We start from the raw sequence: 12,396 nt of genomic DNA, 5'->3' as shown, positions 1-12,396 counted from the left end.
TCTTCGAGTCGATGGTCGAACCGTCCGCCCGCGGCTACCAGATGACGGCTTTCCTCTCGCTGTGAACGGACCCGACGAGACGGGGTCACGTCCAGTCAACGCCGCGCCACACAGGGCCCGTTGAGCCCATAGCCGCGTGTGTGGGTATACATGTCTGCGGGGAGGGTGCGGGGGATGCGTAAGTTTCTGTTGTTGGCAGTGCTGTTGGGGCTGTTGGTGCTGTCCGGAGCCGGTACGGCGCGGGCGGTGGAGACGAACGGGTGTGAGCCGGAGGCGCTGAAGGATGCCGAGGTCACCAGTTCGGTGTGGATGAAGCACGACGGTGAGGATTACACGAGGGCTGAGACCGAGATGGTCGTGAAGGTGCCGAAGGCGTGGCCGCTCTCCGACGATCTGCTGCTGAACGGGGATGCCGGACCGTACCGGCTCGCGATGCGGTGTCTGCTGCACGACTCCTACGGCGATCACCCCTACCGGGACTCCGAGTTGCGGCCTTGGCCCCCGAAGGTGACGGTCGGCGCGCAGGCCATCACGGTGACGTACCGGGCCGTCAGCTCCGTGGAGACCTTGACGGAACGCAGCTTCGGCGTCTGGCTCATCACGCCGGGCAAGCGGCTGTGGACCCTGTCCCTCGCGCGTCCGCCGGCTCTGGAGAAGTCCTGGTGGCGGGAGATCACCATCGACCTCGGGGGCCGCGGGGGGCGCGACATCTGGCCGATGCCCACCAAGGGCACGGCGACCACACTGACGTGGACTTGGGCCAAGTCCGACATGCCGATGCCGGCCCTGTGGGTCCGCCTGCAGCCGCCGGCGACGAAAGCGCTCGTCACTCGGTGGAACGAGGACGGCGCGTGGTCTCTGACACGGTCGGTCACCTGGCTCTCCTGGGATCTTGTGTTCGTTCCGGTGGGCCTCATGCTGGTGCGGCGGCTGTCCTGGTCCCCGGGGCCGGCGACGGAAACGCCGGCGGAGGCGGCGACCCGGCGCAACCTGTTCCTGTGGGTCTGGTTGACCTTGATCATCTCGGTGCTCGTCGAGGTGAATGGCGACCTGCCGGACGTGTCCACGTGGTGGAACGACCATGAGGTCGCCGCGAACTTCATGTTCGGCGCCTGCGTCGGGGTACTGCTGTCCCTGTTCGGCAGGCCCCGGGTATCCGCCGTGGTGGCCGTCGCCGTGGCCGGCGTCTATCCCGTCACGGTGGCGATACGCCCCGAGTGGTTCGCCCTGCCCCACGACTTCTGGCTCGACCAGAACCTGACCGACGAGGTCGTGCACGCCGAGCGCTACGGCGGGTTCTGGTGGCTCGCGCTGGCCAGTTTCTGCGTGGCCTTCGTCTGGCTGGTGGGCACGGTCTCGGTCGTCCAGCGGATCAGGGCCGGGGCACGCGTCCAGACCGCCGGCGCGCCGCTGCGGGGCGTCTTCCCCTGGTGGATCCTGCTCGCCTGCGCGGTCGCGGCGGTGGTCCTGGTGGCCCTGGCCCTGTGGGCCAGACACAACTCCTGGACCCAGATGACATGGCTGAGTGCTCAGGACAGCGTCTACTGGGAGCAGTGGCGCTTCACCTACCACTACAACGGACTCGCCTGGTTCCCCTCCAATTGGTACGGCTGGTTCTACCCGTTGATCGGCTGGTGGTACGGGGTGATCGCCGCGCTCCTCGCCACTCTCGCCGCCCGCGCCGCCGCCCCCCACGACTCGCCGGTCGCCCCCGAGGGCCTGACGCTCGCCCTCCTCACCGTCCTCTCCTTCCACATCGCCTGGCCCACGCCGGGCTGGTACGTGGGCCTGTGGCTGTCGCCGATCACCGTGCCGATCACCCTGCTCGCCGGCCTGCTGCTCCTCGCCATCGGCAAACGCCGCGCGGTGCTGTGGCAGAAGCCACTGCCGGACAAGCCGTTGCGGGACGCGATCAAGGAATCCGACCGGACCTGGCTCATCGAGTCCGCGCGCACCTACCGGGACCTCCACTCCCGGTTACGCCGGCTGGAACAAAGTGACCCGGACGGCAAACGGGCCCAACTGGAACAGGAACTGGACACCCTGCACCACTGGAAACCGCCCCAGGCCGCACCCCCGTTCGCCGGTGCCCGGCTGCCTGACTCGGTGGACGCCGTGGAACTCGCCCTCGCCTGGGGACCGCGCGCGACCTGGTGGCAGAACGCCTGCCGCGCCGCGCTGTTCGCCGCACTGATCTCGCTGCCCGCCAACGCAGTCCTCTTCTGGGCGAACCAGGTACGGGGCTCATTGTGGGACGGCATGACCAGGGACGAGCTCGGTGTCGCCGGGCTCCTCGATGGTGCGATCGCCTACGAGCTCTACTCGGCGGGCCTCGGCTTCGTCCTCGGTGCCCTGTGGCGAGTGCTGCCCGGTAGACGTGGCCCGGCCAAGGCGCTGGGCCTCTTCCTTGTGTACGCCGCCCCCGTCGCCGCCCACTGGCTCCTCACCCGGGCGACCGGCCAGACCTTCGGCACTTGGCCTCTCGACCTGGCACTGACCCTGCTCGTCCTCACCGTGACCGGCGTGACCATGGACATCGACACATTCCGCCACGAGGGCATCTACTGGCCCACGAAGGCCTCACTTCTGCTGTCCATCTACCAGTTGCGCACGGCCTCCGTACAACTGGCCTTCTTCGTCGCTCAGATGGTCGCCCTCGTGGGCGTCTGGCAGCAACTGAAGGGCAACGACCCCATGGTGCTCATCCAGCCGGGCGACCCGACGGACCGCTCAGGCAGCCCCGACGGCACAGGCCCATGACCGCATAGCCGCTCCGCCCGAACGTGTCCCAGGCACAATGCCGTGACTCTGTTGGTGATCTTGTTGGGGCGGTGACGGCGGTCGCTGGTGGTGGTTGGGCTCGTCGGTGGTGGTCGGCTCGTCGCTGGCGGGGCGGCCTCGGTGTGGGGCGGTGGGCGGTGTCGACGCGTCAGACAAGTATCCGGCAGATTCCCCGATGAGGGTCCGGACGGCGTGGGCGGCGTGTCCGAGGGGACGTCGATGATGCTGAGGAGGGGCCGGCTTGATGTGGTGTTCACCGACGAGGACTTCGCTGACCTGTAGTCGGCCGATGACCGACCGGGCTTCTCGCCGGGGCAGTTGGCGCTGGTGTCGGTGTTGCAGTTCGCGGAGAACCTTTCGGACCGGACGGCGGCGGATGCGGTGCGCACGAGGATCGACTGTAAGTACGGACTCGGCCCCGAATTGGACGATCCGGGGGCGACTACTCAGTCCTCAGTGAGTTCCGGGCCCGGCTGGCCCAGGACGACCGGGCGGACCAGTGCTGAAGATGGCCAAGGCCCTGCCACCTTTCAGCCGCCGGAGCCGACCCACACCTCGCCGAGACTGCAGCAACACGTTCAGCGGCAGCCGAATAACCTGACGTAGCGTCAGGAAGTGTGCACAGCAGCCCCTTCGCCCCCCACTCCCCTTCAGGGCCCCAGTACAGTGGGCCAACCATGCCCGGACTCTTCGGAATCAACCACCTAACACTGTCCACGACCGACCTCGACCGGCTCGTGACGTACTACACGCAGCTACTCGGCGCAGCGCTCGCCTTCGAACGCGCCGCAACCTCTTCTGATCCACGCATCGCAGTTCTCGATGTGGGCGGAGACGACCATCTCATGATCGTCGAGACCTCCACCGTCCCCACGACCGGTCTCGACCCCCTCCACAGGGCAGGATGGGGGCTGCGCGTGGAATCCCACGCGCGGCTGTGTGAGGTCCGCGCGCACATCCTGGCTGCCCGGTGGCCGGTCGGGCCGATCGAGACGCTGCCCACCCAGTGGACGATGACCGCCCGGGACCCCGACGGACGTCCCGTGGACATCCGGGCCCACCGCACGCGCACCCCATCACCACAGCCCGTCGGCTGACCACACACCACCAGCAGCAACGTCCCTCTGCCACAGCGCCAGAAGCGCGACCAGCACTCCCGGTCTGCAACAGCACTCCGGCTCTGGCGGTTGACTGATCCGGGGTGGACGGAAGCGAAGAGAACAACCGCAACGACATCACCCAGCTCCTGCCCCTGTTGGGCAAGATCCCAGCGGTCGCAGGACTCGTCGGCCGGCCTCGCAGGCGGCTGGCCGTGCTTTCCGCGGACCACAGGTACGACCACGATCTTGTCAGAGCCAGTGCGCCAAGCCGGCCCCGCCCCTGCTGCCGACGACCTCCTCTCTCAACGGCACCGAGTGTCGTGCGTCACGATCCGGGCAGCTTTACCGCCCGACGGCCGGGCGGTCATCGCGTATCGCCGCAGCGGCTGCACCGCCACAGGTCACGCACGGCGTCCCCGACCAGTCCCCCACTCGATGTCGTTTCCGTCCAAGACGCCCGTCCCGGCCGTGATCTAGCCTCATCCCAGGAGCTCGACCTGTGATGAGGAGACAGCAGATGCGTACCTTGGTCTACACCGGATTCATGTCGCTCGACGGCGTTCTGGACTCGCCCGGCGGGACCGAGGAAGGGCACCGCAGCGGTGGGTGGGTAGTGAAGGACCTGGAGTTCGTCCCGGAGGCCTGGGCTCTGAAGGGCGAGGAACTTTCCGACACGACGGCGCTGATGTTCGGCCGCCGCAGTTATGAGGCCTTCTCTTCGGTCTGGCCCGCCTCGGAGGACCACGCCTCCTACAAGGAGCTGCCCAAGTACGTGGTGTCGAGCACCCTGTCGGACGACGACCTCGTCGGTGGGTGGGGGACGACGACGATCCTGCGCACGACGGAGGACATCGCGAAGCTCAAGGAGAGCGAGGGCGGCTCCATCTACATCCACGGAAGCGCGGAGCTGGCGCGGCAGCTGTCGGAGGCGGGCCTGATCGACCAGTACAACCTGCTCGTTTTCCCTGTCCTGCTCGGTGCCGGCAAGAGTCTGTTCCACCGAGCCGACCGTGACAAGCAGATGCTGTCGCTGCGGGAGTCGGAGAGCTACTCCAACGGGATCCTGAAGCTGATCTACGACGTCAAGCCCTGATCCAGGTCGAGCGCGATCGCCCCGCCAATGCCGTCCCGCAGTTGTCCGACGGTGCGTCCCACGTAGGTGCGCAGCGCCCGGGCGAGGTGCGGCTCGTCGAAGTATTCGAGCTTGGCGACGACGTCGGCGGCCGTGTCGCCGGCCGCCAGCAGCTCCGCCGCCGTACGAGCCCGCTCGATCTGCCGGACGGCGCCTCGCGTCAGGCCGGTGGCGGCTCGGAAACGGCGTTCGACGGTCCGTCCCGACACGGCCGGGTCGTGGCCTCGCAGGACCTCGGCGACGAGCGGGTCACGCACCACGATTCCGGCCTTGACCAGTCGCTCCACCAAGGCCTCGGCGTCGTCGGCGCCCGGGGTCTCCCAGCGCGCGCCGTCCAGCCGGAACGTCCGGCGTGTGGTGTCGGGGAGCTCGACGCCGCCGTCGACCAGCTCCGGCGTGGGCAGGGCCCGCAGCGAGGTGCCCACGGCGAAGTCGATGCCGGTGAAGGCAGCGCCCTCCGGGACCGGTGCCGTGCTGGTCCGGGTCTCGGGGCCGGTGACGGCCGCGTAGGGTCGGCCGTCCTGCTCCCAGAACACCAGTCCCCAGCGCACACCCGCAACGGATGTCATCGCCGTGACCTGCTCGCTGGTGCAGGTCCATACGCTGTCGACCCACGGCGAGTTGGACTGACGTATCTCGAAGGGCAGCTCCACGAGCGCAGAATACGCCGCGCGGTGCTGTGGGTACCGGTCGGCAGTGGTCGTGACGGGCCTCGCGGACGCCTTCGACGGAGGGATCAGCGGCTTCGCGATCTCCCACGGCCCGTGCAGGCCGGTCAGCTTGCGGAACGCCGTCGAGTGGCTGCGGCCCGGCTGTCCGGTGCGCGAGGAAGACGCCGTGGCTCTACCTTTGATCTTGCGCAGTGCTCCGCCCTTCAGGACTCTGCTGAGAAATCCGCGAATCGGCTTGTCAGGCTGCGGGCATGAGGGCTTCGAGGCGGGAGGTGCGGGTGCCGCCGAGTGGGGTGCCGGTCAGCCATCGGTCGATGCGGATGATGTTGAGCGCGGTGGCAGCGAGGACGTGGCCGAGGCGGGTTGTGGGCAGGTTGCGGTAACGGGTGCGGCGGAGTCTGGTGACGCGTACGGCCTGGGAGATTGTGCCCTCGACGCCGGCGCGTCCCCGATCTGGAGCTGCCCGAATGGCAACAGATCATCGAGCGGGAGTACGAGCCGTGGAACCGCGATCACGTCGTGGTCGACACCGCGGGTCAGGAACCGAAGGAGTCGCTGGCTCTGGTTCTCGAGGCCGTGACCGGTCACGGGTAGCCGGGCGAGGAAGGCTCCGGTCTGGAAGGGGCGACCAGGTCCAGGATCTCGGGCACATCGCCGCAGCCCAGCCGCACAGTCTCCAGGGCCCGGCTCGGCCGCGCAGTCCAGTCGATCCTCCTCTGCGGGGAGCGCCAAGGTCTCGTCGGCTGTGGGCGGGCGCGTAGTCATGGGTGCCCTCTCGGCGGTGGATCGGTTCCGTCTGGCGTGAGCCGGAGGGAACCATGGCCACTCAAGTCGGGACAGTCCTAGATCTCTACCGAACCCGGGGCGTTCGGATGGCCCCTGCAAAGCAGGTGAGGGCCTCCGCGCCGCAGCACAGTGATCAGTTTCCCGAACTGCTTCGCGCTCAGCCCGGAGTGCGGCGCTCTCCATGACGGCTCCGACGCCGTGATCACAGCCCCCGCAAGAAGATCATGTCAGTGGTAGTCCCGGCATCCCTGCGCGCTCCATACATACGGGCCGTGGCTCTGCCGCGCCGAGGTCAGTAGAGCCATCGATCCAGCAGCCCTGGCCAGAGAAACCCCTCGTAACCTTTGAACGCCGCAGCGTCGATCTCCCTCAGCTCCTCGGCCAGCCGGCTCAGCTCGGCGAAAGCCTGCTCTTCTTCCTCTTCGGAGAGGTACTCCTCAGGGCCGTCCGGCTCGCTGAGAAGCTCTGAGGCGGTGACGCAGCGGCCGTAACGGTGAAGGACGTCGAGCCACACGTCGACGCTGGAGTTGGCGAACCATGCCTCCCCGCCCGGCATGACGAAGTAGACCGCCCCGGTCTCCGGCTCGATACCGAACGATGACCGCTCGGCTGGCTCATCGGGGTCCGCCTGCTCGGTGAGACGGTAAAGCGGGCCCCGGGACGTGAGCAGGACCGGTTCGGCCTCGATCTGCATCACAACTCGTTCGATGAGGCGCGGAGTTACCGGGATGCCCACCTCGACGAGCTGTGCCTTCATGAAGTCCGGGATCCGCCAGCTGGCCACCACGTCCCGTCTGGCTCGCGTGACATGGCCAGGACCGGCCCACCCGGTGAGCTGGTCGTACGTCGCCATCGAGCGATCCTCTTCCGTCGGCTGTGGTCCTGACCCGTATCGAGCCGGCCTCAGATCAGAACACGGCCGCACCTCCGGGACGGCTCTTGGCTGGTCTACAGCCTGTGTCCGCTTGGGTCTGCGGGCGCCTCTCCGGTAGGGCACGGTTCGTTCTGTTCACGCGGGAGGGGAGAGCCGTTCGCGTACCCATTGGGGGTCGGGGTTGGTGTGTGGCTGGCCCGCCACGACGACGGTCGGCACGGTCTCGTTGCCGTTGTTGGCTGCCCTCACTGCTGCGGCTCCTACCGGGTCGCGCCAGATGTTGACCCAGTACAACTGATGGGCGCTGCGGCCCAGCCGGATGCGCAGTCGCATGCAGTACGTGCAGCCCGGCCGCCAGAAGACGACCGGCCGGCCGTCGACCGCGCTGCGGCGTTGTGCCTCCCGCGCACCGATCGACCTCGGGAAGATCAGGGGCGAGGTGACGCCGGCGAGCGCGAGGAACGCCAGCAGGACGGCTGCGGCTGTGCCGAGGCGCCCCTCGGAGGTCAGCTCAGTCGCGGCGGCTGAGCCGCAGAGGACGAGCAGCATCGGCAAGATCCAAGCGCGCATCATGGTGACGCAGGCTATCGATGATTCGAAATTCTCCTCGAACCAGGTCGCTCACCTGGGTGTTCGCCGGCCGCTGAGGCGGCCTTCGTCTGATCATGTGCTCCGACCAAGGACACACGTGACCACGACGAAGGCCATTCGTGAGCGGACGGACGCCATGGCACTGGGCGTCAGTGGTCCGCGCAGCACGGGGTCGGTTCCGGCACCTCGAACGGGACGAGCACTCCCCCAGCCGCCGGCATGGCCGTCAGTACGAGCTCGCCGTCCTGCCATTGCGGGCGTACGTGGTCGCGCGTCACCACCAACGTGCCGGGGGCGGGCGGGCCGTGGGCGCCCAGGATCGTCACGCGGTCGATCGCGGAGCGCGAGAGCAGCTCCGTGACCGTCAGCGTGCCGGTGAGGGTGGCGGCCCCCGGGTAGAGCACCGCACGGCCGACCGGGTCGGGCAGACCGTCGTGCACCTCGCGCCCCCGGGCCGTGAGCCGCTCCTGGACAGTGCGCAGGAGCGGCTCGGACGGCACGGCGAGAGAGAGGGCGACGCGCGGGCGGTCTCCCCGCACCAGGTGTGTGCAGCCGAACACGCCTTCCGCAAGGGCGAGTTCGGCGGCCAGCGCCTGGAGCAGGTGATCGGCCGCACGCAGATCGCGGACCCCCGGGTCCACCGTGAGGGCGTACTGCGTCACGACGGCAGGACCCAGATCGGGTTGGAGTAGAACCACAGGTCAAGCCACGGGTCGGCGTCGCCCACGACGTCGATCGCGGGACCCGCCGGGTCGACCGCCGCGCCCATCGCTCCGACGGCGGTCCGGTTGCCGTCGCTGCCGCGCAGACGGACGTACAGCGGGCGGTCCACGCGGCCGAGCTGGTGGGTGAGCCGGACGACGCCGGAGGACTCATCCACCCCGTATGAGCGGGCCACCTTCGCCGTCGGCGCGGTGAACGTGTCCTGGTCCGCGACCGGTCCCGTCACATCGCCCTGGATGACGTCCACGCGCGCCAGCTTGGGCACGTATCCGGCCCAGTTGGGGCCGTCGGCGAGGGCCACGTCGACCGTCAGCGTGACGTTCGTGCCCTTCTTCACGTGCAGGGCGCCGCCCAGCGTGGCCCAGCGGCCGCCGCCCGACATCCGGGCGTCCAGGCCGCTGAGGAGCTGTCCGTGGTCGACCCAGATTCGGCCGGCCCGGATGCCGTCCATGACTGCGGCGTAGGAGAAGCCGTCGGCGCCGACATGCGTACGGCTGTACTGGCCGGGCCAGTAGTCGCCCTGGGTGATGTCGATCTTGCCGCCGTAGACGGGGTCCTCGTACCGCCCGTTGGCGTTGAAGTCCCCACCAGGCCCCCGCACGGCGGTGTCGCCGTAGACCTGGTGGCTGTCGCTGTTGGCGGTGATCCACCACGGCTTGCCCTCGGCAAGGAGACTGTCCCACAGACCGCCGACCGTGGCGGTCATCCAGTCGAAGCCACCCCAGGTGCGGTAGCTCTCCAGCGGGTAGCCGGCAAAGGAGCCGGCGCTGGGGCTGTTGTCGTAGATGCCGCGGGCGCGGGCCATGCCGAGAGGCGCGGGCAGGCCGGCGGCCTGGTGGCCGGGGGCGCCCTCGAAGCCGACAGCTATCTGGCGACCCGAGCCGGTCGCGTCCCGCCAGCCCCGGATCTCGTGCGGGGAGTCGACACCGCGCCGAGCCGGGTGGTTGGCGAGCATCAGCGCGTCCTTCACCTTGCGCCGCTGCACCTGCTCGGCAAGGAAGTTGAGGCCCGCGACGGCCAGCGCCTCGTTGGCCGGCGTGGAATCGCTCGCGCCCTTCACGCTGCCGTCGTAGTCGGTCTCGAACTGCTTGAGGACTGCGACCTCGTTCTTGCCGGGGTGCACGAAGACGGTGCCGTGCTCGGCGGCCGGGATGTTCCACTCCAGGCCCTGAAAGACGAGCGTGGCCTCGTAGGCGGCGCGGGCCTCCTTGATGTCCGGGTTCACCTTGTCGACGCCGATCTTGGCGTGCGTGGTGCTGCCGTGGTCGGTGATGACCATCCAGTCCAAGCCGTGCCGGGCGCCCTGGCGGACCTGGTCGACGACGCGGTACTTGCCATCGCTGCTGTACTGGGTGTGGATGTGGTGGTCGCCGGCCAGCCACAACAAGCCGTGGGACCGTCGGCCGCCGGAGCCGGCGGCGGGCGCGGCGGCGGCCGGCGTGGCGCCGGCGAGGACGTTGCCGGCGGCCAGTCCCGCGCCGAGCAGGCCGGCCCGGCGCAGCAGGGTGCGGCGGGACTGCTCCTCGGGTGTGAGGGCCTCGTCGGGCACGGAGGGATCGAACGTCGCCGGCAGGGCGGAGGCCGCCTCGTGCGCGTGACCGTGATCGTCATCGTGTCTGTGGTGGTGATGTCCGTGCCCCATGACGCCTCCTGGTTGCCGCTGCCTTCTGCGGCTGCCTTCCGCCGCGCAACCGCGCCGCGTATGTGGAGGATCAAGGCACCAGGTGAACGGTGGACGAGCAGGGAATGACCGACGGGCGCCCCGCACGCGGCAGCTCGCCACTCCACCCCTTGTCCAACGGCCTTGTACGTAAGGCCGGTTGTCGGCCTGTGCCGCGCCTGCCGTGACAGCCCGAGGCCAAAGGGGCGCCCCATAACCGTCGGCACCATCCCATCCCCTGAGACTCCGTCGTCTCCTGCGGCGGGAGGCCGACGATCAACCTGGGAACGCTGGGGCTGGATTCTTCGCATGCCTTCGCATCTCAGCCACGGTGCTTCCGGAGCCCCCCGACGCTTTGCTGGATGGCTCGCCCGGGGGACGGTAGGCCACCCGATGCTGGAAGGGATCGACTACTGGAAGGAGTTGCGTGAGTCGCCCTCCCAGATGAAGATCTGCGTCGCGATCTTCGCCAACGTCCTCGAACTGGATGAGCGGGGAGAACCGGTCAACGAGAAGCACGCGGAGCGCCGGGCTGCTGCCTGGCTCTACCGGTACTGCACCGGGGAGCTGCCCCCGGGGGAGCCGGACATCGAGCCGTGGGAGTACCAGCTCCATTGACCGCAGACCGGCGCGGCTTGCCTGGTGGGCCGCGACGCACCGGACGTGCACGCTGTGGACGGGCGAGGGCTGTGGCAGGCCCGGCGAGGGCTGCCTCATGTGCACGGTCCTCGGGTCGCGGGAAGGCCCTGCGGAACGTCCGCCACCCGACCGCGTTCCTGGTTCATGGTGCCGCGGCAGGGGCGGCAGGGAATGAACGCCGACCTTGATTGTTGAAAGCGATATGAAAAAGATCGGGTTCCTGTCCTTCGGACACTGGACGCCGTCGCCGCAGTCGCAGACGCGCTCCGCGGCGGATTCCCTTCTCCAGGCGATCGACCTCGCGGTCGCCGCGGAGGAGCTGGGCGCCGACGGCGCGTACTTCCGGGTCCATCACTTCGCGCGCCAGTATGCCTCGCCGTTCCCGCTTCTCGCGGCCATCGGCGCGCGGACCAGCCGGATCGAGATCGGCACCGGCGTGATCGACATGCGGTACGAGAACCCTCTGTACATGGCCGAGGACGCGGGCGCTGCGGACCTGATCTCGGGTGGCCGACTGCAGCTCGGCCTCAGCCGGGGATCCCCGGAGCAGGTCATCGACGGCTGGCGCCACTTCGGGCATGTGCCCTCCGAGGGCATGACCGACGGGGACATGGCACGCGCCCACACCGAGCGCCTCCTGGACGTGCTCAAGGGCGAGGGGTTCGCGCAGCCCAACCCCAATCCGATGTTCTCCAACCCGCCGGGACTGCTGCGCATCGAACCGCACTCCGAGGGCCTCAGGGACCGCATCTGGTGGGGATCGAGCTCGAACGCCACCGCGGCGTGGGCGGCCACGCTCGGGATGAACCTGCAGAGCTCGACCCTCAAGGACGACGAGAGCGGCGAACCGCTGCACGTCCAGCAGCGCAAGCAGATCGAGGCCTACCGCGACGCCTGGCACAAGACGGGTCACACCCGCCAGCCGCGGGTGTCGGTCAGCCGCAGCATCTTCGCCCTGGTCGACGACCGCGACCGCGCCTACTTCGGCCGCGAGTCCAACTCGAAGGACCAGATCGGCTACATCGACGCCAACACCCGCGCCATCTTCGGCCGCTCCTACGCCGCCGAGCCCGACATGCTGATCAAGCAGCTCGCCGAGGACGAAGCGGTCGCCGCCGCCGACACGCTCCTCATCACCGTGCCCAACCAGCTCGGAGTCGCCTACAACGCCCACGTGATCGAGAGCATCCTCACCCACGTCGCTCCCGCACTGGGCTGGCGCTGACCACAAGGGCAGGGCGTGCCGAGGGGCGGCTTGCGTACGTCCGGCGGACCGCCACGTGGCGCGGGGCGACCGACACCTCGCTCGCCCCCGCTGCTTGCCAGAGCCAGGAACGAACGCTCCTGGACGGCTCGACGTTCTCCGCCGGCTGGGGCACCCCGCCAGCCGCTGGAAGCCAGCCTCATGACGCCGGGACTTGTGGCGGAAGTCGGCGTCG

12 protein-coding genes and 3 pseudogenes are annotated in these 12,396 nt (G+C 69.0%); 8 read left to right on the top strand and 7 right to left on the bottom strand.

Features of this window, described 5'->3' with window-relative positions; all coding sequences use genetic code 11:
- The first annotated feature begins 174 nt into the window (after positions 1–174).
- The 5 genes and pseudogenes from OHU89_RS46695 to OHU89_RS46675 all read left to right on the top strand — a co-directional run bounded on the left by OHU89_RS46695 (position 175) and on the right by OHU89_RS46675 (position 4,974).
- The gene (locus OHU89_RS46695; protein WP_405652178.1) at positions 175–2,760 is read left to right on the top strand and encodes a DUF6185 family protein; all 2,586 of its coding nucleotides are present in this window, start codon (positions 175–177) and stop codon (positions 2,758–2,760) included.
- A gap of 270 nt (positions 2,761–3,030) precedes the next feature.
- A pseudogene (locus OHU89_RS46690) lies at positions 3,031–3,269 on the top strand (transposase); the annotation flags it as partial.
- A gap of 189 nt (positions 3,270–3,458) precedes the next feature.
- A complete protein-coding gene (locus tag OHU89_RS46685) occupies positions 3,459–3,878 on the top strand; it encodes a VOC family protein (protein ID WP_405652176.1) in 420 nt (139 codons plus the stop codon).
- A 125-nt stretch (positions 3,879–4,003) separates the two neighbouring features.
- Positions 4,004–4,153 (top strand): annotated as a pseudogene (locus OHU89_RS46680) (IS5/IS1182 family transposase); the annotation flags it as partial.
- A 245-nt stretch (positions 4,154–4,398) separates the two neighbouring features.
- Entirely contained in the window at positions 4,399–4,974 is a 576-nt protein-coding gene (locus OHU89_RS46675; RefSeq protein WP_405652174.1) for a dihydrofolate reductase family protein, read from the top strand.
- Here OHU89_RS46675 and OHU89_RS46670 read toward each other — a convergent pair.
- Together OHU89_RS46670 and OHU89_RS46665 are read right to left on the bottom strand one after the other, a co-directional pair.
- On the bottom strand, positions 4,956–5,666 hold the full coding sequence (locus OHU89_RS46670; protein ID WP_405652172.1) for a helix-turn-helix domain-containing protein: 711 nt from the start codon (positions 5,664–5,666) through the stop codon (positions 4,956–4,958). The two genes, OHU89_RS46675 and OHU89_RS46670, sit on opposite strands and share 19 nt — an antisense overlap.
- Before the next feature lie 256 nt (positions 5,667–5,922).
- The gene (locus tag OHU89_RS46665; RefSeq protein ID WP_405654956.1) at positions 5,923–6,108 is read right to left on the bottom strand and encodes a hypothetical protein; all 186 of its coding nucleotides are present in this window, start codon (positions 6,106–6,108) and stop codon (positions 5,923–5,925) included.
- Between OHU89_RS46665 and OHU89_RS46660 the strand changes: the two genes are divergently transcribed.
- Entirely contained in the window at positions 6,108–6,278 is a 171-nt protein-coding gene (locus OHU89_RS46660) for a hypothetical protein (RefSeq protein WP_405652170.1), read from the top strand. The genes OHU89_RS46665 and OHU89_RS46660 overlap by 1 nt on opposite strands.
- Before the next feature lie 275 nt (positions 6,279–6,553).
- Here OHU89_RS46660 and OHU89_RS46655 read toward each other — a convergent pair.
- From OHU89_RS46655 to OHU89_RS46635, 5 genes and pseudogenes are all read right to left on the bottom strand, one after another.
- Positions 6,554–6,676, bottom strand: a pseudogene (locus OHU89_RS46655) (IS5/IS1182 family transposase); the annotation flags it as partial.
- A gap of 86 nt (positions 6,677–6,762) precedes the next feature.
- The gene (locus tag OHU89_RS46650; RefSeq protein ID WP_405652168.1) at positions 6,763–7,323 is read right to left on the bottom strand and encodes an SUKH-4 family immunity protein; all 561 of its coding nucleotides are present in this window, start codon (positions 7,321–7,323) and stop codon (positions 6,763–6,765) included.
- 156 nt (positions 7,324–7,479) lie between these two features.
- On the bottom strand, positions 7,480–7,917 hold the full coding sequence (locus tag OHU89_RS46645; protein WP_405652166.1) for a glutaredoxin domain-containing protein: 438 nt from the start codon (positions 7,915–7,917) through the stop codon (positions 7,480–7,482).
- Between the two features lie 167 nt (positions 7,918–8,084).
- On the bottom strand, positions 8,085–8,597 hold the full coding sequence (locus OHU89_RS46640) for a hypothetical protein (RefSeq protein WP_405652164.1): 513 nt from the start codon (positions 8,595–8,597) through the stop codon (positions 8,085–8,087).
- A complete protein-coding gene (locus OHU89_RS46635) occupies positions 8,594–10,300 on the bottom strand; it encodes a PHP domain-containing protein (RefSeq protein ID WP_405652161.1) in 1,707 nt (568 codons plus the stop codon). The genes OHU89_RS46640 and OHU89_RS46635 overlap by 4 nt, the downstream gene beginning before the upstream one ends.
- A gap of 411 nt (positions 10,301–10,711) precedes the next feature.
- On the opposite strand from OHU89_RS46635, the gene OHU89_RS46630 reads away from it, so the two are divergent.
- Together OHU89_RS46630 and OHU89_RS46625 are read left to right on the top strand one after the other, a co-directional pair.
- Complete coding sequence (locus OHU89_RS46630) at positions 10,712–10,936, top strand: hypothetical protein (protein WP_405652159.1); 225 nt, start codon at positions 10,712–10,714, stop codon at positions 10,934–10,936.
- 223 nt (positions 10,937–11,159) lie between these two features.
- Complete coding sequence (locus OHU89_RS46625; RefSeq protein ID WP_405652157.1) at positions 11,160–12,182, top strand: LLM class flavin-dependent oxidoreductase; 1,023 nt, start codon at positions 11,160–11,162, stop codon at positions 12,180–12,182.
- The last annotated feature ends 214 nt before the right edge of the window (positions 12,183–12,396 follow it).

The organism is Streptomyces sp. NBC_00019 (assembly GCF_045041015.1).
In the GTDB taxonomy this organism is placed as follows: Bacteria; Actinomycetota; Actinomycetes; order Streptomycetales; family Streptomycetaceae; genus Streptomyces.
This window is presented reverse-complemented; position numbering and strand designations above follow the sequence as displayed.